Consider the following 24,979-nt stretch of genomic DNA (forward strand, 5'->3'; position numbering starts at 1 on the left):
TGGTGACCCTACTGGCGGCCCGCGCCGCCGATCTTCAGTGGGTCCCCGGCCGTCTTGCAGCCGCAGTTACCCTCACCTGCGGTCTTCGGCGAGCTGGAGCATGAGCGGCGGCGCTGGCCGAGCCACCAGGTACCGGCGGCGAGCACGGCCAGGACGACGGCGAGGGCGGGCAGCCAGCCCACCACCACCCCGGCCCCGGCGCCGATGACCCCGGCTGTGATCAGGACGGGCAGCGCGCAGCACGCCACACAGGCCAGCGCGGCGAGTCCCCCGAGCGTCTTCGGGGCGCGCTGGGGGCGGGGGTCAACAGCAGGGTCCGGCATGACGCTCCTTGGCGAGGTCGGTGAAGGGGATGGGGCAGCACGTGCTGGATGCGCATACGGTCAGGTCGTCGCAGCCGGCCTCGACGGCGGCGGCCAGGGCGGTGCGGATGGTGGCGAGGTCGGCGATCTTCGCGTCGACCTCGGCGAGCTTGGCCGCAGCGCGGTCCTGGAGGCCCGCGACGGGGCGGCCGTGCCGGTGGCGGCCAGCCTCCAGCAGCTCGGCGACCTCCTCCAGCGTGAACCCGAGCCGCTGGGCGGCCTTGATCACCCTCAGCGCGGTCACGGCCTCCTCGCCGTACAGGCGGTGGCCGCCGTTGCTGCGCTCCGGTTCGGCCAGCAGGCCGCGCCGCTCGTAGTAGCGCAGGGTCTGGATGTTCACTCCGGCCGCCTCGGCGACCTGCCCGCTGCGCAGACCCGTGCTCACCGCTGCTCCCCAGCGGCAGCGGTCCGGGCGGCGAGGGCGTCCAGGACCGGCTCGTGAGCCTGGTCCACCGAGATGTCCAGCCGGATCAGGTCCTGGCCGAGGGTGACGGTGAACGTGAAGAACGAGCAGCAGCCGCTCTCGCGCTCCACCAGGTCACGGAGCTGCTCCTCGACGCCCGGCCCGCCAGCCAGGTCAAGACGCAGGTGGAACGGCTGGGGTCGGGACAGCGAGGTCAGCCGCTCGGCGAACAGCGCGTCCCACTCGGCGACCCGCAGGGGCCACTCCTCGGTGGGCAGCGTGCAGGACTGCGGCACCCACGCCAGATCACTCATCGCGCTCACTCCCGTCATCACGTCACCGCAGGCCGGGGACACCTCCGACGGTAAACCTGTACCTGGGTATCGGTTGCAAGTCTGGGATGCGGCTTTGGGTGGGGAGAGACCTGGGTTGGGACGTTGCCGCTTTCTGCTTTCAGAGATTCCCATCAAGGTGCGGGCACTGCTCCGTGTCAGCTGTCGTCCGCACTGGTGGCCGGGGATTTGCTGGGCTGTTCGGTGATCCAGTGCGCTGCGAGCAGGCCGGAGGCGGCGGTGAGGACGGCTGCGGCGATGACGGTGGCGTTGAGGCCGAGGGCATCGGCGAGGATGCCGGCGACGAGGGCGCCGGCGGCGTAGCCGATGTCGCGCCAGAAGCGGTAGGTGCCGAGGGAGTTGGCCCGCCAGGCGGGGTGGGCATGGTCGGAGATGGACGCGATGAGGGCCGGGTAGACCATGGCCGTGCCCAGGCCCAGGAAGACCGCGGAGATGACGCCCGCGAGCAGCGGGCGCTCCAGCAGAGCGAGGGCGAGGACGAAGCCGACTGCCTGGACGAGCATGCCGTAGACGATCAGAGGCTTGCGGCCGATGCGGTCAGCGAGGTGGCCGGTGGGGATCTGCCCGAGCCCCCACAGGATCGGGTAGAGCCCCTTGATGAGGCCGACGGCGGCCAGTCCCAGGCCGTGGTCGGTGAACAGGAGAGGGAATACGCCCCAGGTGAGACCGTCGTTGAGGTTGTTGATCAGTCCGGCCTGGCTGGCGCCGCGCAGGGAGCGGTTGTGCCAGGAGGTCCGGGTGAAGGTGGCTTTGAGGCCGGTGTCCTCGCCGGTGGGCAGGGGTTTGGTGTGGTTGGCGAGTTCGAGGGCGACGTGGGCGGCGGTGTCGCGGACGACCAGGGTCAGGGCGAGGCCTGCGACGACGAAGATGACGCCGATGAGTTCGGGTACGGGGCGCAGGCCGTAGCTGGTGGCGAGGTAGCCGGTGAGCAGGGCGGTGACGCCGACCGCGGTGTAGCCGGCGGCCTCGTTCAGGCCGGTGGCCAGGCCGCGGCGGGAGGGGCCGACGAGGTCGATCTTCATGTTGACGGTCATCGACCAGGTCAGGCCCTGGTTCAGGCCCAGCAGCACGTTCGCGGCGACGATCCAGCCCCAGGACGGCGCGTAGGCCAGGGCAAAGGGGACGGGAATGCCGAGGACCCAACCGGCCACCAGCAGTTGCTTGCGGCGGAAACGGGCGGTGAGGGCGCCGGCGGCGAGGTTGGTGAACGCCTTGGTGAGACCAAAGGCGATGATGAAGGAGAAGACGGCCAGGTCGCTGGTCAGGCCGAACGTCTCGGAGCCGATCAGCGGGACGGTGGTGCGCTCGAGGCCGACCAGGCCACCGACGCAGATGTTGACGATGACCAGCAGCGTGAACTGCAGCCGGTTCTCGCGCAGGCCGAGCCGTACGGGCTGACCGTGGGCGTCGGTCGTCGGGGTGGGGTGCGTGGTGCTCACGAGGTGGTGTCCCCGGTTCCCTGGATGAGCTGCTGGCCGTGGGCCTGGGCGTACTCGGCGGCTCCGCCGTCTAGGACGGCGATGTCGGTGTGGCCGGCACGTTCCAGGACGCTGGCCGCGGTCATGCCGCGCTCGCCGTGGGCGCAGGCCACGACCGCGCCCTCGGGGGCGTCGACGGCGGCTGCGGCGAGGGAACCGAGTTCGATGTTCAGGGCGCCGGGGACGTGCCCGGCGGCGAACTCCGCGTCCTGGCGCACATCGACGTAGGGGCGACCCTCGGCATGGCCGGGGGTGAGGAAGGCGGTGGTGGTCTGCGGGTTGCCGTCGGCGATCCAGGCCGCCATGCCGCCCGCGAGCCGTCCGGCCAGACGCTCGTAGCCGATCTTGTACGACTGCCACACGATCTCGGCGAGGTCCTGTCCGTCGCCCGTGACGGAGACGACCGGGTCGGTGTCCGGCAGGAGCCACCCGAGCCAGGTGGCGAACTGTCCGCGCAGCGGGATGGAGAGGGAGCCGGGGATGTGGCCGGCCGCGTAGTCGGCTGCCGGGCGGACGTCGACGACCTGGGCGCCGTCGGCGAGCAGCGCCTTGACCTGTCCGGTGTCGAGCGCGGGCAGCAGCGGGGCGGCACTCAGGACGGCGGGGCCTCGCCGGTTGGCTTCGCCGAGGCGGTCGAAGTAGTCGGGGTAGCTGCCCAGGCCGGCCACCAGCTGCTTGACGAAGGCGTCCTCGTCCGCGGCGGCGAGCAGGGGGTTGGTCTGCATCTGCGCGCCGATGGTGGAGGTGCGCTCGTTTCCGCGTACGGCGGAGCAGAAGGAGCCGGCGCCGTGGGTGGGCCAGACGGCGGTGGCGTCGGGCAGGGTGATCAGGCGCTTAAGCGAGCGGTACTGGGCGCGGGCGAGTTCCTCGGTGCGGTCCGGGCCGAGGAGATCGGTGCGGGCGGCGGAGTTCACGATCATCGAGCCGCCGGTGAACACCCCGAGTTCGCGGCCGCCGTCGTGGAGGAGGAAGGAGAGGTGCTCGTCGGTGTGGCCGGGGGTGGCCAGGGCCCGCAGGGTCAGGCCGCCGAGATCGACCTCGTCGCCGTCTGCGAGGCCCCGGTGGCCGAAGGCCCGCCGCCCGGCGGCGGAGGCGAGGATTTCGGCTCCGTCGTCGTGGGCGAGCTGGACGGCGCCGGAGAGGAAGTCGGCGTGCAGGTGGGTGTCGGCGGCGAACGCGACGGTGAGACCGCGCCGGGCTGCCGCTGCCTTCAGGGCCCGCAGATCGCGGCTGGCGTCCACCGCGAGCGCGCGGCCGTCGCCGAGATCGACGAGGTAGGCGCTGTTGCCCAGCCCCTGGTCGACCAGAGGTATGAGGTGGTCGTCGGCGAAGCCCATCCTGTGTCCTTCCAACGGAACAACCTGGCGGCAGTCATCGCTGCCAGCCTTCAGTTACAATAATCCATAGATTATTGGAGGAAGCAATGCGGGATGCCACCACAAGCGGCGCCAAGGCCGCCCTCTACGACGCCTTCGCGACCAGCGGCAAGGCACTGGCCAGCGGAAAGCGCCTGGAACTGCTGGATCTGCTGGCCCAGGGAGAGCGCACCGTCGACGCGCTCGCGAAGGCGGCCGGGCTGAACCTGACCACCGCCTCCGCGCACCTGCAGACCCTCAAGCAGGCCGGGTTCGTCGCCACCCGCCGTGAAGGCGTGCGCATCCACTACCGGCTCGCCGGCGACGACGTCGCCCAGCTGTTCGCGCTGCTGCGCAAGGTCGCCGAAGCCCACCAGGCCGCCGTGCCCGCCGCCCGCGACGCCTACCTCGGCGAGGACACCACCGGCGAGATGAGCCACGAGGAACTGCGCGCCCGCGTCGCGGAGGGTGATGTCGTGGTGCTGGATGTGCGGCCGGTGGAGGAGTACCTTGCCGGACACATCCCCGGCGCCCTGTCCATCCCGGTCAACGAGCTGGCCGACCGGATCAACGAGCTGCTCGAGGACACCGAGATCGTCGTCTACTGCCGGGGCGAGTACTGCGTCCTGGCCTACGACGCCGTACGGCTTCTCACCGACCTCGGCCGCCGCGCGATCCGCCTCAACGACGGCATGCTGGAGTGGCGCCTGTCGGAGCTGCCCGTCGACGCCTCGGACCTGACGTGACCGCCCCAGGCGGCGACCTCCCACCGCATCCGGCACTGGCAGGCGGACCGGTCTATCTCGACTACAACGCCACCACCCCGGTCGACCCACGCGTCACCGCAGCGATGTGGCCGTACCTGGCGAACTTCTTCGGCAACCCCTCCAGCAGTCACCCCTTTTCCCAGGAGCCGGCGCTCGCCGGAGCACGCGCCCAGGTCGCCGACCTGATCGGCGCCGCGCCCGGCGAGATCGTGTTCACCGGATCCGGATCCGAAGCCGATCTGCTCGCCCTGCGCGGTGCGGTCCTGGCCTCCGGACGCCCGCACCCGCATGTGATCACTCAGGTCACCGATCATCCGGCCGTCCTTCAGACGTGCCGGACCCTTGAGCGGCTGCACGGCGCGCGGCTGACCGTGCTGCCGGTCGACGGTGAAGGGCTCGTCGAGCCGACTGCCCTGGCCGCAGCCTTGACCGAGGACACGGTGCTGGTGTCGGTGATGGCGGCGAACAACGAGACCGGTGCCCTCCAGCCGATCACGGAACTCGCTGCGCTCACCCACCAGAACGGGTCGCTGTTCCACTGTGACGCCGCCCAGGCCGTGGGCAAAATCCCCCTCGACGTCGGCGGGCTGGGAGTGGACCTGCTCACGGTCGTGGGGCACAAGATGTACGCGCCGAAGGGCGCGGCAGCCCTGTACCCCCTGCGTGACGGGGTTCGGCTGGAGCCGGTCGTCTACGGCGGCGGGCAGGAGCGCGGCCTGCGTGCGTGCACGGAGAACGTCGCCCTGGCCGTCGCGCTCACCGCCGCACAACTCGCGGCCGACGAACTGGCCTCCGGCACCCCGGCCCGCATCGCGGCCCTGCGCGACGACCTCCACCAACGGCTGACAGCCGGCCTGCCCGGCCGCGTGCACCTCAACGGCCCGGAGAAGAACCGGCTGCCGAACACCCTGAACGTCAGCGTCGACGGTGTCCTCGGCCACGAGTTCCTCGCAGCCGTCGACCAGATCGCAACCTCGACGGGATCGGCCTGCCACACCGGCACTCACACGCCCTCCCCGGTGCTCACCGCCATGAGCCTGGCCCCGGACCGCGCGCTCGGCGCGCTGCGGCTGTCCCTGGGCCGCTGGAGCACGGCCGAGGACACCGAGATGGCGGTAGCGGCCCTCATCCGGGCAGCTGCCGCGCAGTGACCGGGCCGAATGGCCCGACGCAAGAGGAACCGACGAGCAGCAGGAGAGCATGACTGAAACCACCGCGCCCGGCATCACCGTCGACGGCACCGGCCTGCTCTGCGTCACCCTCCTGCTGCGCCTGCGCAAGGAGATCGACGGCGCGGCGCCGGGCATCGTCGTCCACGTCATCGCCACCGACCCGGCCGCACCGCTCGACCTTCCCGCCTGGTGCCACATGACCGGCCACCACTACCTCCGCCCCGTCCCCGGCCAACGACCGGTGTACGCCCTTCGACTCGCCCCGGACACGCGCCCCACCAGGCCGGACGCGCCCTGGCACACGACCTGAAGAACCCACGAAGCCCGTTCTCGGACCCGCGCACACCAGCAAGATCAATCTCAACGGCACTTCCTGTACCGCAACTACTCACACCCGAGGTCGTGGAGAACTGGGACAGTGCCAACCACGACCTGTTCTACGGCAAGGACGGTGACCTGACCGGCTCGACAAGGAGTCCCAGGAGGTGTCCATGCTCGCCCTGCACCTGCTCCAGTCCGCTCTGGTGCACGTCAGGCAGAAGCGGCTCACCGACGCCGACCGGCGGGCCCTGTCCCCGCTGTTCTGGACCCACGTGAACCCCTACGGCCGGTTCGAGCTGGACATGAACTCACACCTCGCCCTCGCCGCGTCCGTAGTGCCCGGCCCCCGCACAGTGCCCGAGGCGGAGGCCGCCCGATCGGCGGCGGACGGTGGGTCCGGGTCGGCATCCTGAAGACCCGCCCGCCCGGCGTCGCTCCCGGTCGGCTGGATCGTTGACCGGGTGTGGTGCCGGGCCGGGGAGGGGCCCGAAGCCGCCGCGCTCGTGGTCGGCTCGATTCGGCTACGCGTCGCGCCTGTGCAGCAGCAGGCTGCCGACCAGCAGCGCGGCCGCGGCCCACACGGCGAGCACGCCCAGGCCGGCCCATGGGCCGATGGGCAGCTCGTGCAGACGGACGGTGGCCTGGACCGCGAGCCCGGCGGTCATGGGCGAGATCTGCTGGAGGTGGCGCTGCCACTCCGGGTCGTTGACCACCTGGGTGACGACCGGGAAAAGGTAGAGCAGCCCGAGCACGATCCCGATGGCGCTCGCCGCCTCCCGTACCGCCGTCGCCACGCCGAGCCCGATCATGGCGATCAGGACGAGGTAGAGGACCGAACCCACGGCCGCGCGCAGGGTCGGGCCGTCGGCCAGGGACAGCGGGGCATAGCCGTGCTGTTCGGTGAATCCGTTGCCGGGCAGGATGTGGCGGCCGGCAAGGAGCGAGGCGAGGACGGCAGCCGTCCCGGAGGTCAGGACGACCGTGGCGAGGACCGTCGCCTTGGCGGTGAGGACGGTGAGCCGGTTCGGCACCGCCGTGAGCGTGGTGCGGATCATCCCGGTGCCGTACTCGCCGCTGACGGCCAGCACCGCCAAGACGGCGATGACCGCCTGCCCGACGGTGACGCCGGTCAGGGCGAGCTTGACGGCGTCCTGGCCGCACCCCGCATCCGGGCACTTCACGGCCTTGGCGGCGCCGCCACCGACGGCCACGGTCAGCGCGACGGCGAGCAGGAGCAACCTGCCGATGTCCCCTGCGGTGCGCAGCTTCGTCCACTCCGCGCGCAGGGCGCGGCCGAAGTCCCCTCGCCACGCGCCGTCCGCCGTGCTCGTGAGTCGTGCACCGCTCAGGAGACTCATACGTCCCTCCTGCGCAGCCGCACCACGGCCGGACCGAAGGCGAGCGCGGCGTATCCGCACAGCACGGCGAGGCCGGCCCATGGCTCCAGCGGGTAGTAGCCGGTCGACGGCTCGTACACGCTGAGCACCTGCGCGTACCGCGGCAGGGTCTGCTGGATCGCGAAGCCCGCGGCCGGGGTCACCCGCAGCAGCCACTCCGAGGCTCCCGGGGGCAGTACGCCGGAGGTGGCAAGCAGGAAGGGCAGCACGATCGACGCGATGACCAGGGCGACCGCCGTGCCGCTGCGCCGCAGGAGGGCACCGACGCCGAGAGCGAGCACGGCGGCGGCTGCGCAGAGCAGGCCGGTGCCGACCATGACGCGCACTTCGGTCGCCGACGTGACGGGGAAGACATGGAAGCCCCTGCCGCGCGCGCTGCGTTCCCCGATGGGAAGGGTGATCGCGGCGGCCACCAGGCCGATGGCGAACGCGACGCCCCCGGCCACCAGTGCCTTGGCGCCAAGCACCCTGCCCCGCAGGGGAGTTGACGCCATGGTCGTACGCAGCAGACCGCGCCGGTACTCGCCGGTGATGAACACCGTGCCCACGCCGATCACCACGATCAGCCCGGCGAAGGTGCCGACGAGGAAGTTCTCGACGGAGAAGCCGACGCCCATGACGGGCCCGCCGACGACCGGTGCGATGTCACCGGCCCCGGTCACGGTGAACCCGCCGTCGTCGGTCTGGGTGAAGCCGCCCTCGGTGGTGTTCGAGTAGCTGCCGGAGGTGCCCGCGTCGCCGCCCACCTGTGTGCCGCTCCACGCGCTCTGGGACCAGTCGCCGGTGAGGGCGGGGCGGCCGAAGGCGCCGGTGGCCACGGCGGGGCTGAAGCCCGAGCCCGCCGCGGTGTCCTGCTTCGCCTGCGGTGACGTGGCGAAGAGCCCGGCCTGCACGGTGCGCGCAAGCCCCGGCAGCTTCGCATGGCCGACCTCGGTCCAGTGGGAGCCGTCGATGGAGGTGGAACCGGTGAGGATGTCGCCGGAGCGGACCAGGCGCAGCCAGCGCGGGGACTCCTGGGTGACCTTGCCGAAAGGGCCCGCCGTGTCGTGCGTGTACTCGTACTGCATGCGCACACCGTGGCCGCCGGTGGCCATGACCGCCGCGTACGGGGATCCCTGGGTGAGGCTTTCCTTCACGATGATCCCGGCCTTCGCCCACGGCTGGGCGCCCTGGGCCGTCTTGCCGGTCCCGGTGTCGGCCACACCAGTCAGCGACCGCAGGGGAACGGTGAGGGTGCCGTCGCCGGTGAGCGTCTTGCGGACGAAGTAGAAGCTGTCGTTGACGGCCTCGCCGCCGGGGCCCTTCGGGTACGAGGCGGACTCGGCGCCGCGACCGCCGGGGGCGGGGGCGGCCGTGCCGAGCAGGCCGACCACGATCGTCACCAGGAGCGCCCCCGCCATGGCGAGGACCCAGCCGCGTACCGTACGGAACTTCGTCCACTCGGCGTGCAGCGTCCTGAGGAACCCGCCCCGCTCGGCGCGCCTCGTGGCCGGGGGGCGAGGCGTGAGGGTGTCGGTCATCGCGTGACCTCCCCCGCCGGGATGCCCCGGTACTCCACCGCGTCCCGGGTGAGCTCCATGTACGCCTCTTCGAGCGTCGCCCGGTGCGCGGACACCTGGGAGAACGGCACCCCGTTCCGGGCGAGCAGGGCCACGATCTCCTCGTCGGGCAGGCCCGTGACGCCGAGGGTGTCGGGGCCGGTGGCGAGAACGGTGGCGCCCGCGCCGTGCAGGACCTGGGCGGCGCGCGGAGGCGCGGAGGTACGCAAGGTGACCCGGCCGCCGGACGCCTCGGCGAGCAGTTCGGACACGCTGGTGTCCGCGACGACCCGGCCGCGGCCGATCACCACGAGGTGGTCCGCGGTGCCTTCGAGTTCGCTCATCAGGTGACTGGAGACCAGAACGGCGCGGCCCTGCCGGGCCAGCGACGACAGGAAGCCGCGCATCCACACGATGCCGTCGGGGTCGAGGCCGTTGAACGGCTCGTCCAGCATGACGACCGGCGGGTCACCGAGCAGCGCCGCCGCGATCCCCAAGCGCTGGCGCATGCCCAGCGAGAAGCCGCCGGCCTTGCGCCGGGCCGCCGTGCCCAGGCCGGCTTGTTCGATGACCTCGTCCACCCGCCGAGCCGGCAGGCCCTGTGAGTGGGCCAGCCACAGCAGGTGGTTACGGGCGGTGCGGCTCGGCTGCAGCGCGGAGGCGTCGAGCAGTGCCCCCAAATGCCGAAGCGGGCGACGCAGGGTGCGGTACGGCACCCCGTCGACCAGGGCCTTTCCCTCCTCCGCCGCGTCAAGGCCCAGGATCACGCGCATGGTGGTGGACTTGCCCGCGCCGTTCGGGCCGACGAAGCCGGTCACCCGTCCGGGCCGCACGGTGAACGTCATCCCGTCCAGAGCCAGCTGTGGCCCGAAGCGTTTACGCAGACCGATGACCTCGATCGTCGCCTTCGTACTCTCATCGCTCATGGGCCCCACCCTGTGACGGAGCGAGTTACAGGGGCCGAACGGTCACTGTCATCTCGCTGTTAGGCGCCTCGGCTTAGCCTGGCCTGGTACGTGTCCTGGTGCGGTGGCGAGAGGGGAGCATACGGATGAAATGGGGTCCGCCCCGGCGACTCGCGGGCCTGACCGCCCGGCTCGGCCTGCGCCGTGGCACTGCCCGCACCCGCTTCACCGCCTTGTACGTGACTCTGTTCCTGCTGTCGGGAACGGCGCTGCTGGCCATCGCGGCCGTGGTGGCATCCGGTGGATCGCGCTCCAGCCAGACCGCCCCCGATGGCGGCACCGATCAGCCCGCCACGGCGGCACAGGCCCAGGGCCGCATCGACGAGCTGGAGCAGCAGCTGGCCCAGGCGCACGACACCCAGTCCCGGCAGATCCTGATCGGCTCCGCCATCGCCCTCGGCGTGATGGCGGTGATCTCGGTCGGCCTCGGCTGGTTCGTCGCCGGCCGGGTGCTGCGCCCGCTGCGCGTGATGACAGCGGCGACCCGCCGGATCACCGCCGACAGCCTGCACGAACGCCTGGCCATCGGCGGCCCCGACGACGAGGTGAAGGACCTCGCCGACACCATCGACGACCTCCTCGGCCGCCTGGAGGGCTCCTTCGACGCCCAGCGTCTCTTCGTCGCCAACGCCTCCCACGAGCTGCGCACCCCACTCACCACGATGCGGGCCTCCCTGGACGTGGCCCTCGCCAAGCCGGGCCCGGTACCCGAGACCACGGCCACGCTGGCCGCCCGGATGCGCGCCGAACTCGACCAGGTGGACCGGCTGCTGGAGAGTTTCCTCGTCCTGGCTCGCACCCAGCACGGCGAGTTCACCGACTCGGCGCGCCTCGCCCTCGGCCAACTCGCGCTGACCGCCCTGACCGGACGGGCAAAGGACATCGCGGCCAAGGGCCTGACCGTGCGCGAAAACCGGATCGACGACTCCGCGTGGGTGTGGGGCAGCCGGACGCTGCTGCGCCGCGCGGCCGACAACGTGGTCGACAACGCGATCGCGCACAACGACCCCGGGGGCTGGATCAGTGTCGCGGTACGGGCCGAAGGAGACGACGCGGGCGCGGTGTCCCTCGTCGTCGAATCCAGCGGGCCGGTCCTCGACCAGCAGCGGGTGGCGGAGCTCACGCAGCCTTTCCGCCGCCTTGGCGCCGACCGGACCGGTACCGGCCGGGGCAGCGGCCTCGGCCTCTCCATCGTCGCGGCCATCACCCAGGCCCACCACGGCACCCTGGACCTGCGCGCCCGCCCCGACGGCGGCTTGCGCGTCACCATCACCCTCCCCCGTACGGACGGCAGGGCGATGGCGGAGGCCCCCGACACAGAGACGGGCGTGGCGCGTTGAGAGTTCTGGTGGTCGAGGACGCCCGCCCCCTCGCCGAAGTCATCGCCGAGGGACTGCGCGACCAGGGCATGGCCGTGGACGTGGCCCACGACGGGCTCGACGCCGCGGCCAAGCTGGACGTCAATACGTACGACGTCGTCGTGCTCGACCGCGACCTGCCAGGCATCCACGGCGACACCCTCTGCCAGATGATCACCGAGCGGGACGGCCGCGTGATGGTCCTGATGCTGACCGCCGCCGACTCACCCGGCGACCGCGTCAGCGGCCTGACCCTGGGCGCCGACGACTACCTCGCCAAGCCCTTCCACTTTCCCGAACTCGTCCTGCGCATCCGCGCCCTGGCCCGCCGCCGCCCCGCCGCCCGGTCCCGCACCCTGCGCGCGGCGGGCATCGAACTCGACCCGATGCGCCGCACCGCCGGCCGCGACGGCCAGCAACTCGACCTCTCTGTCAAGGAATTCGCGGTACTCGAAGCCCTCCTGAACGCGAGCCCCGCCTTCCTCAGCACGGAGGACCTCCTCGAACAGGTCTGGGACGAACACGCCGACCCGTTCACCAACACCGTCACGGTGACCATCAGCCGCCTGCGCCGCAAACTCGGCGACCCCCCGGTCATCGCCACCACACCCGGCGTGGGGTACCGGATCATCGAACCAGCCGTCCCACCCGACTGAGAAGCCCCAGGGCCGACGGCCCGCGAGCGGAGGCCGTACTCAGAGCACCCGACTCCAGTCATCTGCGCAGCCGACTTCGGAGACTGACGCACGCCGCCACTCTCATAAACGTTCGTTTATGAGAGTGGCTTAACGCGTCAACCCCTGAGTAGACCGCGCTGGATCTGGTGAGCGATAGAGCGGCGTACCGATGCTGATGTGGTGGTGGTGACCTTCGAGGGAAGGTCGAGGCCGCGGCTGATCTCGTCGTACGCGGCCTGGTAACTGTCGGACAGCTCTGTCCGGTGCAGCCTCAGGTCCTCCTCGACGAGACGCCGCAGTTCGTCGATATTCTGGGGCGTGAAACGCTTCCTCCCCCGGGTGAGCGCGTTGACGTAGCGGGTGCAGTGCGCGGTTTCGTCGAGAGTCTCAGAGATCTCCTCAGCGAGGCCCCAAAGTCGCCCTTCGAGCCAGGGGGCGTCGCGCTGATCGAGGGACACCTCCATCGGGGTCCGTAGCTCATCGGCCTTGTGCTTCGCCATCTGTTTGGAGACGGCGGGCTGGCTCATGTCAGTGAGCTGTGCGATGCGTTCCTGCGTCCAGCCGAAGCCTGCAAACACCTTGATCATTTCGGCGCGCAGCTTGCGCATCTCCTCGCCCGCACGGATGACCTCGTTCATGCCGGCGAGTATCTGCTCGGCTTGCTCCTCGGTCAGCGCCTCGGGGATCTGGTGCGTGCTCTCTTCGCCTGCCATCACCCGGTTATACACCAGAACAGCTCGCTCATAACCAGGTTGTACTACCAGGTTATGACTGACAGGATCCGCCTCATGCCTACCTTCCCCGTGCCTGACGGAACCCAGCTCTCATACCGCGTGATCGGTGATGGCGACCCAGTCGTCTGCATCCCGGGAGGCCCTACGGACTCCGTCTACCTCGGCGACCTCGGCGGCCTGTCCGCATACCGCCAGCTGCTCGTCCTGGACCTTCGGGGCACCGGCCGGTCCGCGATTCCCCAGGACACCTCCTCCTACCGGTGCGATCGCCTGGTCGACGATGTCGAGGCGCTGCGCGAGCGCCTCGGCCTTCCGCGGATAGACCTGCTCGGCCACTCCGCCGGCACCAACATTGCGACGCAATACGCGGCCCGGCACCCGGAGAAGGTCGGCAAGCTCGCCCTCATCGGCCCCAGTCCCCGAGCTGTCGACGTAGCGATCACGGGAGAGACACGGCGCGAGCTCGCGCAGCTCCGGAAGAACGAGCCGTGGTTTCCGGCGGCGTTCGCCGCTCTGCAAGCGATTACCGAGGGCACGGGCAGCGACTGGGAAGCCGTCGCCCCTTTCTTCTGGGGCCGGTGGGACGCCACCGCACAGAAGCACCACGCAGCCAGCCAGCCGAGCAACCAGGAAGCTGTCGCTCTCTTCGCGGCAGAAGGCGCCTTCAGCCCGAAGAGCACGCGTGCGGCGCTCGCCTCCTGCGAGGCTCCCGTTCTACTGCTCACTGGAGAGTTCGATTTGAACAGTCCGCCTGTGGCCGCGGCCGAGTTCGCGGAAGCGTTCCCTGATGCCACGCTCGTGGTGCAGCCGGGAGCAGGCCACTATCCGTGGCTCGACGACGCCGACTGGTTCGTGGCGACCACGGCGGCATTCCTCCGCAGATGACCTGGCTCGCACCCCTGAAGTCTGACCTGGAGGCGAATGGCTCCAACAGTGGGAACAGGCCGGGCGCCCGCAACCGCCACCGGCGACGGCTTTGACTGCGGCTCCCCCGATAGCTCTGCCGCTCAGGATGTTGCCCGGACGCCTGAGCGTCCCTGGCAACGTCGTTTTCACCACGGCTCCGGCCAGGCACGGTAGCCCCAGTGTCACGCCGGGGCTGCGGCTGCCTGACCCTGCAAGGTGCGCGGGTCGGGCACCGTCGCCCGGATGGACAGGCCCAGGTCGAGGCGGTTGTTCATGTCCAGCTCGAACCGGCCGTACGGATTGATGTGGGTCCAGAACAGCGACGACAGCGCCCGCCGGTCCGCGTCGGTGAGCTTGTCCGCCCACTTCGGATCGGCCAGGACCTCCTGCATCAGCTGCACCGGCGGTGATCGTCTGAATGCCCGTCGAATGCCGGGCCGGAGACCGTATCGGTGTTGGCCTAGCCGGTCTGAGAAGTGGGATGTCCGCCGTGCTCGACTTCAGCAACACACGCTTGACCCACTTTCGCGGCAGCCGAGCGCGTCCGCGACCACGGAGACAGGACGGTCACAGGGAGGCCGAACACGAAGGTCAGGAGAGGGTCACGCATGCCTGCGGCCGGTGGGTCTTGAACTGCACGCACGCCTTTATGCCCTTGGGGACCTGCGGGCCGGTGTGCCCGTCGCGAACCCAGTCGGTCTCCACGAAGTCGCCCACCAGTACCGCCCGCTTCCACCCGGAGGCGACCTTGACCGGCTTTCCGGGGGCCTTGTACGTCCAGCGGGCGTGGTAGGTCGTCTTCTTGTTCACCGGAGCCTTGGAGGCGTACACCCAGCCCCCGCCCCGCTGAGCGGATCCGGTGGGGTGCCAGTACTTCACCACGTTGCCCTTGCCGCACATCCGCCGCCCGATCTCGCCGTGCACATGTTGGCCCGCTTGTCGACGTACGCGGCACCGGCCGCCGGGCTGGCGGCGGTCGCGGCGGCCAGCGCGATCGTCAGGGCGAGAAGCACGGACCGGCGGGCGGTAGGGCGGGGCGTGGGAGGGATCGTCATGCGGCGTTCACCGACGCCGCTCAGACCAGGAGCACGGCGCTGCGGCCCGGCCACAGCGGGCACGCCGGAACCGGCACGGCCTGCCCCTCGCGTTCCGCCGCTGGGGGGTGGTGTCCCCAGGGCGGGCTCGTTCGGGTCGTCTTGGGGCGTTCGCCCCGGCTCCGCGTGCGGTATGGGGCATCCTCGGGCGCGGTGAGCCGGTGGAGTGCCGGGCAGGGAGCACGCCGACACCTTGAACAGCGGCTTTGACGTCATGAGGAGTACGGACGTGAGTCGCCGACGTCAGCGAGACCGGACGGGACGACTGGAAGATTACGAGCGGGCTGCTGAACCGGAGCAGGACCACCGCCTGTGTCATGCCCACTTGTTGCGCCACTTCCCGTGGACGATCCAGGCGGAGCATGCTGGTGGCGATGAACGGGGGTGGCAGGCCATGAGGCGTAGACGGGGCGCGTGGGTCGGGTCGGCGGTCGCAGGAACGGCCGCAGTCGTGGCGGCCGTGCTTGGGCCGGTGACCAACTACGCCAGTGCCACGGTGCCTGGCTGGGCGGCGCACACGTGGGTGATCTGGCCGGTGTTCGCCGTACTGGTGGCGGTCAGCATCGGGCTGGTGCTGTGGGGCCGGCGGCTGGACGCGGCAGAAGGAGCGCCAACGCCGCTGGCACCGGTGAGCCTGCTGGCCCGAGGCCAGCAGGCTTCCCTGAACCCCCCGCATGTGGGGCTCATGCGGGGGCGTGAGGCCGAACTCACCGTGTTGGTCGGCATGCTGCGGCGGCCACAAGGCCGATTCGCGGTGCTATGCGGGGCCGGCGGGATGGGCAAGACAACAGTGGCCGCGCAACTGGCCGTCCAGGCCGAGGCGGCGGGCTGGCAAGTGTTCTGGGTGCGCTGGCGCGACGGCGCGGAGCTGGCGCAGCAGATGGTGCAGGCGGCGCTGGCTTGCGGCCTGCCCGAGGCGGAGCTTGAGGCCGTGCGGGCGGGACAGGCGAGCCTGCCGGATGTGGTCTGGGGGCAGTTCGGACGAGTGCGGCGGTGGCTGCTGGTGGTGGACAACGCCGACGAGCCGCGCGAGCTCGGCCCGGAAGGGGAGCCGCTGGCCGATTACCGCGGCTGGATCCGTCCGTACGGCCGGGGGCTGCTGGTGGTGACCAGCCGCGATGGCAGCGAGCAGACCTGGGGACCGTGCGCACAGTTGCTGCGGCTGGAGCCGCTGCCCGTGCGGCCTGCGGGGCAGGTGCTGCTGGACGCTGCTCCGATGGCTGGCAGCGCCGAGCAGGCCCGCGAGCTGGCGGCGCGGCTGGGCGGGCTGCCGCTGGCGTTGCACGCGGCCGGCACCTATTTGGCCGGGCCCACCAGTCGCTATCGCACCTTTGCCGCCTACCGCCAGGCCCTGGAACAGGACATGCGGTTCTTGTTGGGAGCCGCGCACCCGAATGCCTCCCCTCCGCAGGTCGCCCGCACCGTGGTGCGGCACACCTGGGAGTTGTCGTTGGACCAGCTCGCAGGTGAGGGCAACGCCTCGGCCCGTCCCTTGTTGCGACTGCTTGCTCTGCTGGCCCAGGCCCCCATCCCACTGTCCCTGATTACCCCGAACCTGCTATCCGCCGTCACAGGACACGACGTCACCGCGGTGGCCCTTGAGGCCGCGTTCGCCGGTCTGCACCGCTACGGCCTCCTCGGCCTCCCCCACTCTCCCGGCAACACCGGCCCGACGTCGGGCAACAGTGATGCGGCGCAGGTGGTGCTGCACCCCCTGATCCGAGAGATCAACGCTGTCGCCCTGACGGCCGATACTTCCGATATCGCCGTGTGGCACCGGGCCCTTGCCGAGCGGCTGACCATGGCTGTGCACGAGGTCAGCCAGCGCGGGCGCGCTGGCTGGCCTGCGGCCGTGCTCCTCGCCCCCCACCTGCCGCTGCTGCTCGACTACGCGAACCCGCGCACTGCCACACACCACTGCGCCACTCTCAACGCCTTCGCGCAGGTGCTGCAGACGGCCGGCGCTTTCAGTGCAGCGCGCCTGCTGCACCAACGGGTCCACGACGTCGAGACCCACACCCTGGGCCCCGAGCACCCCAACACCTTGACCAGGCGCAACAACTTGGCCAACGCCCTGTTCGGAATGGGCGAGCCAGCCGAGGCAATACGCCTGCTGCGGCAGACCCTGGAGGACCGCGCCCGCATCCTGGGCCCTGAGCATCCCGATACGTTGACCAGCCGCAACGACCTCGCCTGTGCCTTGGACGGGATGGGCGAACATGCCGAGGCGGTGGGTCTGCTGCGGCAGACACTCAACGACCGTCACCGTGTCCTAGGCCCTGGGCATCCGCACACGCTGGCCAGCCGCGACAGCCTCGGCCTGGCTCTGGACGGGATGGGCGAGCACGCCGAGGCGGTGCGCCTGCACCGGCAGACCCTGGAGGACCGCATCCGTGTCCTGGGCCCCGAGCACAGCCTCACCTTGCTCAGCCGCCACAACCTCGCCAGCGCCCTGACCAAGGCGGGTGAGCAGACAGAGGCGATAGACCTGCTGCGGCAGGCGCTCAACGATCACGCCCGTATCCTGGGCGACGAGCATCCGCACACGCTGGCCAGCCGCGACAGCCTCGGCCTGGCTCTGGACGGGATGGGCGAGCACGCCGAGGCGGTGCGCCTGCACCGGCAGACCCTGGAGGACCGCATCCGTGTCCTGGGCCCCGAGCACCCAGATACCCTGGCCAGTCGCCACAACCTCGGTCTCGCCTTGACCAGAGCAGGTGAGCAGACAGAGACGATAGACCTGCTGCGGCGAACCCTTGATGACCGCGTCCGCATCCTGGGCGACGATCATCCGCAGACCCTGCGTACCCGTGACGCCCTGCAGACAGCGCTGGCTATGTCCGCTCAACGGCCACTGAGCCGGTTGTGGCGCAGACGCAGGAACTCACCTTCCTATGGCGGTTGATGACACCCGGTACCGAAGCTGTCGCCGAGCAGCAAGTAGCTCATTGCTCCAGGCCGGGGACACCGAGGCGGCGGAGTACCGGGCCTGGATCGACACCGACCACGTCCGCCCCCTCCCAGGGGTCGCCTACGACGCCTACCGACACGGCCCCTGCCCCACACCGCCGATCCGGCACCCGGTACCCGGTACCCGATGGTCCTGGACCCTCCAGCGCCCGCCCGGCACAGGCGGGACGGTCATCCATACCGCCGACTGCGAGCTCGCCAGGGAGGGCCCGGAGCTCGATCTCGACCAGGCGCTGGAGGCACTGCGCCGCCCCGGCGCGGTGGCCTGCAGCGCATGTGAACGCCGCCGTCTCCCTGACGCCGCTGGTGTAGAGGCGGGGTGCCGCCCGGCGGCGGCCGATTTAGGCTGGTCATCCACCCCAGGGGGGCAGCCGGGGAGGTGCCCGATGCCACGGCCGGTATGGAGCGGCGCGATCAGTTTTGGGTTGGTGACCATCCCGATCAAGGTCCTGTCCGCGACCGAGTCGCACAACATCTCCTTCCATCAGGTCCATGAGGCTGCAGCAACCGGTACGGCTTGGCTGCGACCTGTCCGTCGGCGCTCAGGTAGTAGGAGTCGCCGATGCGGATGGGGTCGATCGACTCGGCGGGGACGAACGCGACGATCTCGATCACCTTCGCCGTCGGCAGAGGCATCGCGTCCAGCTCGGCGTCGGTGACCGGGATGACCTGATCCTTGCTGATCTCGTACCCGCGGCCGATCTCGCCCTGGTCGAGCACCCTGCCATCCAGCGTGCAGACCTTCTGATAGCGAATGCGGCCGCCGTCCTTCTCTGAGCACGCCACCGTCCACCAGATGCCGAAGCCAAAAAAGGCGCCGGCGAAGAAGACGGCCGCCAAGAAGACCACGACGAAGAAGGCCCCGGCCCGAAAGCCCCGCAAGGCCAGCTGACCCGCTGGTGCACACCGGTCCGCCGCCGGCTGGTTTTGTTCACCAGTCTCGGCACGCGCGTCCTGCTCTACACATGACACCCCGCGCCACACCGGCTCATAGACGCTATAGCCTCCGCCTGTGACCAACAGCCGCAGCCGGATCGAGAATCCTCGCCCCCACGAGCTACGTCACTACCAAGCGCTCCTGGACGGTACAGATTGGGCGTCGCTCGCCACCCCACGCGGGACGGGCGAATCCCTGCCGACGGCGCTGGCACGCATCCTCAGCACCGACCCGGTCGTCAGGTTGGCCGCCACCGATGACGCACTCAGGGAAGTGACCCACCAGAACACCATTTACGAAGCCACCGTGCCCGTGGCGCTCTACGTCGCGGCCACCCTCCACCACCCTGCCCCGCTTTCTGGCCCGCTGGTGGACCGAGTACGCCCTCACACGTGACCCCGAGCTCGACCAGCACCTCCGCGACCTCGAGACACGAGCCGCAAACTGCGCGGATCCAGACAAAGCCAAAGCTCTGCTGGAGGAAGCCGCCCAAATCCTTCACCGCCTCAGCCACCTCGGGCCACGCGAGTGAGCAAAGAGTTCACCCGCCCGCCCCGGGCTGCGGACTGGACCAAAATCGCCGCCGAGTACCGCGACAGCCTCCCAGCGCCAGTCAGGGGAGCTGCTCTTCGACGCCGTCCTCGACCTCAAGTGCTCCCAGCACCCCTACCGCGACCACAACCTCGACACGACCAAAGCCAGCATCGAACCCGCCCGCTCCACCAACCCGCGCGGACCCCACATCCTCTACTTCGACAAAGGCCGTGGCTGGCTCCGCTACACCTTCCTCCACCGCGTCGCCGAACCACAGATCGTCATCAAACACCTCTTCTGGCAGTAGCCCCCACCCGCGACATCTTCGGCAGCAGACGGCGGCCAGGGCGGGACGACGAGCGCCTGCCCGGACAGAAGCCGAATAGGTCCGAAATGTACGTCGCGTACGCCGTTCGTACGCCAAATGTACGCGTGGCACAAAGGAACGCCGGGAAAATGGCGCGAGACGGGGGCGGAGTGGCATACGACCCCGCCACGAGGTTCCCGACACCACCGGGTGTAGGAGACTTCATGGCGTACCGCACCTCAGTCAGCGGATACGGCAGCGGGCGGCTGCGGCGCTTCCCCACGAGAGCAGCCGCAACTGCACGCTGTGGTCAAGGCAGCGTCGCCACGCACGCTGCGGCGGCGCGGCATGCAGGCACCGGCCCCAAGGCCGCCCAAGAGCACCCACGGTGAACTCACCCGACACACCCGAGTGCTGCGTCGATACGGATCCGCAGGGAGCGCAACGCCTGCCTGAGCTCTGCCGGTTCGATGTCTGTGATGTCGGCGTCGAAAGTCAGGAGCAGTCCTGCCAGCCCTGCCCATGACCACGCACCGAGCGTGAGTCGGCAGCTGGAGTCGGTTTCGTGCTCGACCATCGACCCGCCGGGGGCGAAACGGGCGACAATGGGCGCAGGCAGCGCGACGAGAGCCGACCCGCAGCATGGCCATTCCGCCAGGGTGTCGCCGCGGTCGTGCGTGCTCATGACGAATGCGACCGGATCGCCGTACGGGACGTCGCGGCGGTCGAAGGTTCTCCCCGTGGGCATGCGGGGTTCGAGGCGGTCGACGCGCATCGCGCGCCATTGGCCCGCGTCCGGTTCGAACGCGACGAGGTACCACCGTGCCGCCCACACGACGAGGCCGTGCGGTTCCAGCGTGAGCGTCGCCCGTTCGTCTTCACCGGTGTAGTCCACGCGAACGACGTGCTGTCGGTTGATCGCGCCGCCGATGACGCGGATGATCTCGGCATCGATGGGTGCTGCAGGGAATTCCCAGTAGTTGCGCGCCGCGGAGACGCTGAACGACTCGGTGCGTATGCGGCTGCGGGCGGGCATCGCTTGCTGCAGCGTGGCGAGGGCGCGCGCCGAGTTCTCGCGGATACCGGAGAGGATCGTGGGGACGGTCTGGAGCGCCACGGCCGCGGCGACTGCTTGGTCCTCGTCGAAGACGACCGGCGGCAAGCAGGTGGCGCGGCCGAGCCGATAGCCTCCGCCCACCCCGCGCACGGCCTCGATCTCGTACCCGAGCTCTCTGAGTGTGTCGATGTCGCGTCGCACGGTCCGAAGGGAGACGCCGAGCCTTTCGGCGAGCTCCTCGGCAGTCAGGGTGGCGCCGATACCGAGGATCGACAACAGCCTGAGGCTCCGCGCGGAGGTCACAGCCATAATCCCCCCGGAAACCGGTCATTCGATGGCAACTATAGCTGTGACCCTGGCCGACATGACCACTCCACAGACATCCCGAGAGGGCACACGCACCCCCGACGCTTCTCCCGCACCTCTATCCGGCGCAGGCGCGAACGTGGCGCTCCTGGTCGTACTGTTCGGCTCCTTCATGGACCTCGTCGACGCGACGATCGTCACTGTCGCGGCCCCGGCGATTGCCCGTGATATAGGAGCCGGGGACGCTCAGGTCCAATGGACGATCGCTGCGTATACCCTCGCCCTGGGCGCGGGACTGATCACTGGCGGACGGCTCGGTGACCAGTTCGGCCGCAAGCGCCTGTTCATGATCGGGCTGGCCGGGTTCATGGTCACCTCCGCGCTCTGCGCGCTCGCCGTCACTCCTGGAATGCTCATCGGCATGCGCGCCGCGCAAGGACTGACCGCGGGGATCATGGTCCCGCAGGTGTTCGGGGTGATCCGAGCATCGTTCGCGCCGGCAGAGCGCGCCAAGGCATTCGGCGCCTATGGGGCGGTCCAGGGGCTCGCCTCGGTGGCAGGCCCACTGCTGGGCGGACTCCTCGTCGAGGCCGACCTGTTCGGTCTGGGGTGGCGCACCATCTTCTGGATCAACGTCCCCGTCTCGATTCTCGCCCTCGTTGTCGGGGCGAGGGTCTTGCCGGAGTCCCGTTCCGCCTCTACCGCGCGACTCGACCTCGTGGGTGCCCTATTGGCGGCCTCGGGCATCCTGCTCCTCCTGCTGCCGATCATCCAGATCGAGACATGGGGATGGACCGCGGCCAGCTACGCCCTCCTGGCGGCCGGAATCATGCTGCTCACGATCTTCCTCGTATACGAGCGCAGCCTCTCCATCCGTGGGGGCGAGCCCGTCTTCGACCCGGCCCTGCTCAGGAATCGTGCTTTCGCCATAGGCCTGAGCGCATCCGTGCTCTTCTTCGGTGGTATCGGACCGTTCTTCCTCACCCTGTCGGTCTACCTTCAGCTCGGTACCGGCCGGACCGCGTGGGAGACCGGTTTGGTGATCCTGCCCTACGCCCTTGGCTCGATCATCACTTCGGGACTCGGCGTCGCTCTCGCCGCCAAGGCGGGCCGAGCCCTGCTCATCACCGGCTCACTCACCATCGCGGCATCTCAGCTCGTGCTCTTGGCCGTCATCAGGGGCGGCAGCGACCCCGGATACTGGCTCCTCGCGCTCGGCCTGTTCATCGGCGGCCTCGGACTCGGTCTCGCCGCCCCCCTTCTCGTCAACGTCGTGCTCGCCGGTGTTCCCGGACGCCATGCGGGCGCGGCGGGCGGCGTCCTTTCCACCGTCAACCAGATCGGCGGATCCATCGGCATCGCCGTTCTCGGAACGATCTTCTTCGCCGCCGTCACCGGACCGACGACCGATGCACCAGGACCGGCCGACTACGGTCACGCGCTCAGCATCGTCCTCGTCGCCACCGCGGTGCTCTACCTCGTGACCGGCCTCGTGATGCTCGCGCTCCCGAAGGCCGCGGCCCAGCAAGCCGACCAGTGAACCCGTGCGGGAGGGAAGCACACCGCTTGACCGGTGCTCGGTCTGCAAGCCGGTCAACTCCAGCTCGTGGGCCGACGTGTCCCATAGTCGGCACCACGCTGACGCAACAGCGAGACCAGCCGAGCGGTGCGCATACGAGGGTCTCACCAAGGGTGTCGTGATTTGTTGGAAGGCTCGTGAGCACCGACCTCAACGATGGCGGTTAGCACGCCCATAGCCGTACGTGCTTCCAATATTGGAGCTGATGTGGCGGCGGAACGAAGGGCAGTCAACCCGGTGACGTGGTCGGTGGAAATGGGATTCAACCAGGGTGAGCTCGTCTTCGGGCACACCCGGGCCCTGTACTGCTCCGGGCAGACCGCGATGAGCGGCGACGGCAAGCCCCGGCATGACGGTGACATGGCCGCACAGTCGGCGCTGAGCCTTGACAATCTGGAGGCCGTACTCGGCGAGGCCGACATGTCCCTCGTGCACCTCGCTCGGCTCAACGTCCACACCACCGACGTCGATCTGCTGTTCCCGGACTACGGCGTGTTGGCGTCGCGGTTGGGCGCCGTCGGGGTGGTACCGGCCACCACGATGCTCGGGGTGACACAGTTGGCGATCCCCGGCCAGATGGTCTAGCTCGAGGGTACCGCCGTCGCGTGATGCGACCTCGCCGTCTCTGCTGCTCGTGCCGGTCGAACCGGCACGAGCAGCAGGCAGGTGGGCGATGCTGGTGATCAGAATAGTCACAATCGGTGTCTGGCTTTGTTCACTTCTAGGGGCAGCGTTTGTCCGCCGGTTTGGGCAGCAGTTGCGGATTTCGACGCCCGCGAATGTTCACGAGAATGAGCAGCGAGCGGGGCGTCACTGCCCGGTCGGCGCTGGCCGAGGGAGTCCGGCTCCGACACTGGTCAGCATCTGGCCGAGGAGGTGGAGAGCTCGTGCCCGTGTAGGCGCTCCGCGCACTGTGCCCGTCCAGTAGGCGTCGGCGAGTTTCTCGGTCACCGCGAGGGTCTGGCTTTCGTCTTGGGCGGCCAGCACGAGGACGAATCGCAGGTAGTCACCGATGTCGGTGCCTAGGGGGTGCTGGTTCATGAAGGTGTGCAGGCGCGCTGTCAGGGCGGGCAGGGTACGGTCCGTCGGGAAGACGACGGCGAGGCCGGCGAGAGCCAGCCGAACTGCGAAGCACTCGCCTGACCAGCGGGCCAGCAGATCAGGGGTGTGCAACAGGACTGCGTTGCGGGCCCGGGCCTCGCTGTCGGGATCAGCATGTTGCAGGGCGGCCGGCCAGCTCTCGGCGAGGTGGCGCTCGGCGACGGTGGCGGCGCGGAACAGTAGACCGACGGCTTCAAACCGCTGTCGGGCTGGAACCCGGTCGTCAACCGCCAGCGCCGCGAGCAGGACGAGGCCGTCGGCGGTGTAGGGCTGGCAGGTGTCCTGGTGGAGGATCTCGTTGTAGAACTCGCCGAGGAAGGCCCGGTCGTCCCAGTCGGGGTCGAACTCTGAGTCGAACAGCATGGCCGCCTGGAGCGGCATGCGGTCCGGCAGACGATCGGCGATGACGTCCCGGAAGAGCTGCCGGATCGGCGGACCACAAGCGACCGTGTCTCGCTGGGTCTGCTCAGCTGCCGCGTGCGTGTCCATGACCAGCGCAGCCTATTGCAGCATCCTAGGCTGACGGCCCGGCGCCCGGAGGGCGGCGGGCCGTCGAGGCAGGCAGGGGAAGCGGTCAGCCGGCCTTGGCCCAGGACGCCGCCGCCCGTGGCCTGGACTTCACCAAGTACGTCGAACGCCTCATCGCCGAGGACACCACCGGCGCCCGCGCGGCCGGCATTGGCCGCCGCTCAGCACCTCATCGACAACCACGGCGACTTCCTCGCCGACCTCGAAGCCGACCTCCACACCCAGCACGCCCCCGACGCCCCGAGACCGGGGCGCCCTGCGTGAGCATGTCCCTGCACGTCGACCTGTCCTGGATCATGGAAGTCGCCGAACGCGCCGGCAAACACGACCCGGCACCCGACGACCTCGGAGTCCCGCTCGCCGCCGTGGCCCACCACCGAAGCAGAACTCCTCGAACAACCCGTATACGGCGGCCCCTACGCCCGCGCCGCCGCACTCGTGCACACCCTGGGCCGATACCGCTGGCTGGAGCAGTCCAACCTCACCGCCGCCTGCGCCGTCGCCGCCACGTACCTCAACGCCACCGGCACCCCCGCCAACCCGACCCACAACCAGCTCACCGCCCTCGCCCACGAGCTCTACAACCAACGCTGCACCGCCACCCGCATCACCGAACACCTGCGAACATGGCAACCCTGAACCCCCTCCCCCTGCTGGCCCACTCCGGCCTCGAACGGTAGTCGGACGGAATTCGTCTCCAGCAGTTCGAGGCTGTCGTCATCCGGGTCGAGGAAGTCGCAGAGCTCTTCATCGGCCTGGAGGGACTCCGACAAGATGATC

The 24,979-nt window shown here is 69.9% G+C and carries 26 protein-coding genes and 3 pseudogenes; 14 read left to right on the plus strand and 15 right to left on the minus strand.

The window, feature by feature from the left end; all coding sequences use genetic code 11:
• Positions 1-8: 8 nt before the first annotated feature.
• From ACZ6C1_RS35020 to ACZ6C1_RS35040, 5 genes are all read right to left on the minus strand, one after another.
• The gene (locus ACZ6C1_RS35020) at positions 9-323 is read right to left on the minus strand and encodes a hypothetical protein (protein WP_469246871.1); all 315 of its coding nucleotides are present in this window, start codon (positions 321-323) and stop codon (positions 9-11) included.
• On the minus strand, positions 304-747 hold the full coding sequence (locus ACZ6C1_RS35025; RefSeq protein ID WP_469246872.1) for a MerR family transcriptional regulator: 444 nt from the start codon (positions 745-747) through the stop codon (positions 304-306). Before ACZ6C1_RS35025 ends, ACZ6C1_RS35020 begins: the two co-directional genes overlap by 20 nt.
• Positions 744-1,079, minus strand: coding sequence for a hypothetical protein (locus ACZ6C1_RS35030; RefSeq protein WP_469246873.1), 336 nt, complete (start codon positions 1,077-1,079; stop codon positions 744-746). The genes ACZ6C1_RS35025 and ACZ6C1_RS35030 overlap by 4 nt, the downstream gene beginning before the upstream one ends.
• A gap of 176 nt (positions 1,080-1,255) precedes the next feature.
• A complete protein-coding gene (locus tag ACZ6C1_RS35035; protein WP_469246874.1) occupies positions 1,256-2,557 on the minus strand; it encodes an MFS transporter in 1,302 nt (433 codons plus the stop codon).
• The gene (locus tag ACZ6C1_RS35040) at positions 2,554-3,933 is read right to left on the minus strand and encodes an MBL fold metallo-hydrolase (RefSeq protein WP_469246875.1); all 1,380 of its coding nucleotides are present in this window, start codon (positions 3,931-3,933) and stop codon (positions 2,554-2,556) included. The genes ACZ6C1_RS35035 and ACZ6C1_RS35040 overlap by 4 nt, the downstream gene beginning before the upstream one ends.
• Positions 3,934-4,019: 86 nt before the next feature.
• Here ACZ6C1_RS35040 and ACZ6C1_RS35045 point away from each other — a divergent pair, with 86 nt between their 5' ends.
• From ACZ6C1_RS35045 to ACZ6C1_RS35060, 4 genes are all read left to right on the plus strand, one after another.
• Positions 4,020-4,697, plus strand: coding sequence for an ArsR/SmtB family transcription factor (locus tag ACZ6C1_RS35045; RefSeq protein WP_469246876.1), 678 nt, complete (start codon positions 4,020-4,022; stop codon positions 4,695-4,697).
• A complete protein-coding gene (locus tag ACZ6C1_RS35050) occupies positions 4,694-5,869 on the plus strand; it encodes a cysteine desulfurase family protein (RefSeq protein ID WP_469246877.1) in 1,176 nt (391 codons plus the stop codon). The genes ACZ6C1_RS35045 and ACZ6C1_RS35050 overlap by 4 nt, the downstream gene beginning before the upstream one ends.
• A gap of 49 nt (positions 5,870-5,918) precedes the next feature.
• Positions 5,919-6,200 carry a sulfurtransferase TusA family protein gene (locus tag ACZ6C1_RS35055; protein WP_469246878.1) on the plus strand — a complete coding sequence of 94 codons (282 nt, stop codon included), beginning with the start codon at positions 5,919-5,921 and terminating at the stop codon, positions 6,198-6,200.
• 175 nt (positions 6,201-6,375) lie between these two features.
• Entirely contained in the window at positions 6,376-6,624 is a 249-nt protein-coding gene (locus tag ACZ6C1_RS35060) for a hypothetical protein (protein ID WP_469246879.1), read from the plus strand.
• Between the two features lie 108 nt (positions 6,625-6,732).
• Here ACZ6C1_RS35060 and ACZ6C1_RS35065 read toward each other — a convergent pair whose 3' ends face one another.
• The 3 genes from ACZ6C1_RS35065 to ACZ6C1_RS35075 are packed head-to-tail and all read right to left on the minus strand — an operon-like array spanning position 6,733 to position 10,072.
• Positions 6,733-7,569, minus strand: a complete 837-nt coding sequence (locus ACZ6C1_RS35065) for an ABC transporter permease subunit (RefSeq protein ID WP_469246880.1) — start codon at positions 7,567-7,569, stop codon at positions 6,733-6,735.
• The gene (locus ACZ6C1_RS35070; RefSeq protein ID WP_469246881.1) at positions 7,566-9,128 is read right to left on the minus strand and encodes an ABC transporter permease subunit; all 1,563 of its coding nucleotides are present in this window, start codon (positions 9,126-9,128) and stop codon (positions 7,566-7,568) included. Before ACZ6C1_RS35070 ends, ACZ6C1_RS35065 begins: the two co-directional genes overlap by 4 nt.
• Positions 9,125-10,072, minus strand: a complete 948-nt coding sequence (locus tag ACZ6C1_RS35075; protein ID WP_469246882.1) for an ATP-binding cassette domain-containing protein — start codon at positions 10,070-10,072, stop codon at positions 9,125-9,127. Before ACZ6C1_RS35075 ends, ACZ6C1_RS35070 begins: the two co-directional genes overlap by 4 nt.
• 125 nt (positions 10,073-10,197) lie before the next feature.
• Here ACZ6C1_RS35075 and ACZ6C1_RS35080 point away from each other — a divergent pair, with 125 nt between their 5' ends.
• Together ACZ6C1_RS35080 and ACZ6C1_RS35085 are read left to right on the plus strand one after the other, a co-directional pair.
• Entirely contained in the window at positions 10,198-11,451 is a 1,254-nt protein-coding gene (locus ACZ6C1_RS35080) for a sensor histidine kinase (RefSeq protein ID WP_469246883.1), read from the plus strand.
• Positions 11,448-12,125, plus strand: a complete 678-nt coding sequence (locus ACZ6C1_RS35085) for a response regulator transcription factor (protein WP_469246884.1) — start codon at positions 11,448-11,450, stop codon at positions 12,123-12,125. Before ACZ6C1_RS35080 ends, ACZ6C1_RS35085 begins: the two co-directional genes overlap by 4 nt.
• A 137-nt stretch (positions 12,126-12,262) precedes the next feature.
• On the opposite strand, the gene ACZ6C1_RS35090 is transcribed toward ACZ6C1_RS35085, so the two are convergent.
• The gene (locus ACZ6C1_RS35090; protein WP_469246885.1) at positions 12,263-12,859 is read right to left on the minus strand and encodes a sigma-70 family RNA polymerase sigma factor; all 597 of its coding nucleotides are present in this window, start codon (positions 12,857-12,859) and stop codon (positions 12,263-12,265) included.
• 75 nt (positions 12,860-12,934) lie between these two features.
• Between ACZ6C1_RS35090 and ACZ6C1_RS35095 the strand changes: the two genes are divergently transcribed.
• Positions 12,935-13,765: an alpha/beta fold hydrolase gene (locus ACZ6C1_RS35095; RefSeq protein WP_469246898.1), complete on the plus strand. Its 831-nt coding sequence runs from the start codon at positions 12,935-12,937 to the stop codon at positions 13,763-13,765.
• A gap of 203 nt (positions 13,766-13,968) precedes the next feature.
• Here ACZ6C1_RS35095 and ACZ6C1_RS35100 read toward each other — a convergent pair whose 3' ends face one another.
• Together ACZ6C1_RS35100 and ACZ6C1_RS35105 are read right to left on the minus strand one after the other, a co-directional pair.
• The gene (locus ACZ6C1_RS35100; protein ID WP_469246886.1) at positions 13,969-14,187 is read right to left on the minus strand and encodes a Tn3 family transposase; all 219 of its coding nucleotides are present in this window, start codon (positions 14,185-14,187) and stop codon (positions 13,969-13,971) included.
• Between the two features lie 190 nt (positions 14,188-14,377).
• Positions 14,378-14,710, minus strand: coding sequence for a hypothetical protein (locus tag ACZ6C1_RS35105; protein WP_469246887.1), 333 nt, complete (start codon positions 14,708-14,710; stop codon positions 14,378-14,380).
• Between the two features lie 642 nt (positions 14,711-15,352).
• On the opposite strand from ACZ6C1_RS35105, the gene ACZ6C1_RS35110 reads away from it, so the two are divergent.
• From ACZ6C1_RS35110 to ACZ6C1_RS35120, 3 genes and pseudogenes are all read left to right on the plus strand, one after another.
• Entirely contained in the window at positions 15,353-17,785 is a 2,433-nt protein-coding gene (locus ACZ6C1_RS35110) for a tetratricopeptide repeat protein (RefSeq protein ID WP_469246888.1), read from the plus strand.
• Positions 17,775-18,119, plus strand: a pseudogene (locus ACZ6C1_RS35115) (DUF6233 domain-containing protein); the annotation flags it as partial. The gene ACZ6C1_RS35110 and the pseudogene ACZ6C1_RS35115, both read left to right, overlap by 11 nt.
• A 117-nt stretch (positions 18,120-18,236) precedes the next feature.
• A pseudogene (locus ACZ6C1_RS35120) lies at positions 18,237-18,344 on the plus strand (non-homologous end joining protein Ku); the annotation flags it as partial.
• 4 nt (positions 18,345-18,348) lie between these two features.
• Here ACZ6C1_RS35120 and ACZ6C1_RS35125 read toward each other — a convergent pair.
• Positions 18,349-18,621 (minus strand): annotated as a pseudogene (locus tag ACZ6C1_RS35125) (Ku protein); the annotation flags it as partial.
• Positions 18,622-18,862: 241 nt separating this feature from the next.
• On the opposite strand from ACZ6C1_RS35125, the gene ACZ6C1_RS35130 reads away from it, so the two are divergent.
• Positions 18,863-19,183 carry a hypothetical protein gene (locus tag ACZ6C1_RS35130; protein WP_469246889.1) on the plus strand — a complete coding sequence of 107 codons (321 nt, stop codon included), beginning with the start codon at positions 18,863-18,865 and terminating at the stop codon, positions 19,181-19,183.
• 217 nt (positions 19,184-19,400) lie between these two features.
• On the opposite strand, the gene ACZ6C1_RS35135 is transcribed toward ACZ6C1_RS35130, so the two are convergent.
• Both ACZ6C1_RS35135 and ACZ6C1_RS35140 read right to left on the minus strand, forming a co-directional pair.
• Positions 19,401-19,613, minus strand: a complete 213-nt coding sequence (locus tag ACZ6C1_RS35135) for a hypothetical protein (protein WP_469246890.1) — start codon at positions 19,611-19,613, stop codon at positions 19,401-19,403.
• 409 nt (positions 19,614-20,022) lie between these two features.
• Complete coding sequence (locus tag ACZ6C1_RS35140) at positions 20,023-20,961, minus strand: helix-turn-helix transcriptional regulator (RefSeq protein ID WP_469246891.1); 939 nt, start codon at positions 20,959-20,961, stop codon at positions 20,023-20,025.
• Between the two features lie 169 nt (positions 20,962-21,130).
• Here ACZ6C1_RS35140 and ACZ6C1_RS35145 point away from each other — a divergent pair, with 169 nt between their 5' ends.
• Both ACZ6C1_RS35145 and ACZ6C1_RS35150 read left to right on the plus strand, forming a co-directional pair.
• Complete coding sequence (locus tag ACZ6C1_RS35145; protein ID WP_469246892.1) at positions 21,131-22,531, plus strand: MFS transporter; 1,401 nt, start codon at positions 21,131-21,133, stop codon at positions 22,529-22,531.
• A 195-nt stretch (positions 22,532-22,726) separates the two neighbouring features.
• On the plus strand, positions 22,727-23,155 hold the full coding sequence (locus ACZ6C1_RS35150; protein WP_469246893.1) for a RidA family protein: 429 nt from the start codon (positions 22,727-22,729) through the stop codon (positions 23,153-23,155).
• Positions 23,156-23,380: 225 nt separating this feature from the next.
• Here the strand turns inward: ACZ6C1_RS35150 and ACZ6C1_RS35155 are convergent, their stop codons facing one another.
• Positions 23,381-24,160 carry a hypothetical protein gene (locus ACZ6C1_RS35155; protein WP_469246894.1) on the minus strand — a complete coding sequence of 260 codons (780 nt, stop codon included), beginning with the start codon at positions 24,158-24,160 and terminating at the stop codon, positions 23,381-23,383.
• A 477-nt stretch (positions 24,161-24,637) separates the two neighbouring features.
• Between ACZ6C1_RS35155 and ACZ6C1_RS35160 the strand changes: the two genes are divergently transcribed.
• Complete coding sequence (locus ACZ6C1_RS35160; RefSeq protein ID WP_469246895.1) at positions 24,638-24,838, plus strand: hypothetical protein; 201 nt, start codon at positions 24,638-24,640, stop codon at positions 24,836-24,838.
• Positions 24,839-24,979 lie beyond the last annotated feature (141 nt).

The organism is Streptomyces sp. NPDC041796, assembly GCF_055590785.1.

Coding starts and splice junctions, on each gene's coding strand:
- ACZ6C1_RS35020 (WP_469246871.1), bottom strand. CDS start 323: ATGCCGGACCCTGCTGTTGACCCCCGCCCCCAGCGCGCCCCGAAGACG.
- ACZ6C1_RS35030 (WP_469246873.1), bottom strand. CDS start 1,079: ATGAGTGATCTGGCGTGGGTGCCGCAGTCCTGCACGCTGCCCACCGAG.
- ACZ6C1_RS35040 (WP_469246875.1), bottom strand. CDS start 3,933: ATGGGCTTCGCCGACGACCACCTCATACCTCTGGTCGACCAGGGGCTG.
- ACZ6C1_RS35045 (WP_469246876.1), top strand. CDS start 4,020: ATGCGGGATGCCACCACAAGCGGCGCCAAGGCCGCCCTCTACGACGCC.
- ACZ6C1_RS35055 (WP_469246878.1), top strand. CDS start 5,919: ATGACTGAAACCACCGCGCCCGGCATCACCGTCGACGGCACCGGCCTG.
- ACZ6C1_RS35065 (WP_469246880.1), bottom strand. CDS start 7,569: ATGAGTCTCCTGAGCGGTGCACGACTCACGAGCACGGCGGACGGCGCG.
- ACZ6C1_RS35070 (WP_469246881.1), bottom strand. CDS start 9,128: ATGACCGACACCCTCACGCCTCGCCCCCCGGCCACGAGGCGCGCCGAG.
- ACZ6C1_RS35075 (WP_469246882.1), bottom strand. CDS start 10,072: ATGAGCGATGAGAGTACGAAGGCGACGATCGAGGTCATCGGTCTGCGT.
- ACZ6C1_RS35080 (WP_469246883.1), top strand. CDS start 10,198: ATGAAATGGGGTCCGCCCCGGCGACTCGCGGGCCTGACCGCCCGGCTC.
- ACZ6C1_RS35090 (WP_469246885.1), bottom strand. CDS start 12,859: ATGGCAGGCGAAGAGAGCACGCACCAGATCCCCGAGGCGCTGACCGAG.
- ACZ6C1_RS35095 (WP_469246898.1), top strand. CDS start 12,935: ATGCCTACCTTCCCCGTGCCTGACGGAACCCAGCTCTCATACCGCGTG.
- ACZ6C1_RS35150 (WP_469246893.1), top strand. CDS start 22,727: ATGGCGGTTAGCACGCCCATAGCCGTACGTGCTTCCAATATTGGAGCT.
- ACZ6C1_RS35155 (WP_469246894.1), bottom strand. CDS start 24,160: ATGGACACGCACGCGGCAGCTGAGCAGACCCAGCGAGACACGGTCGCT.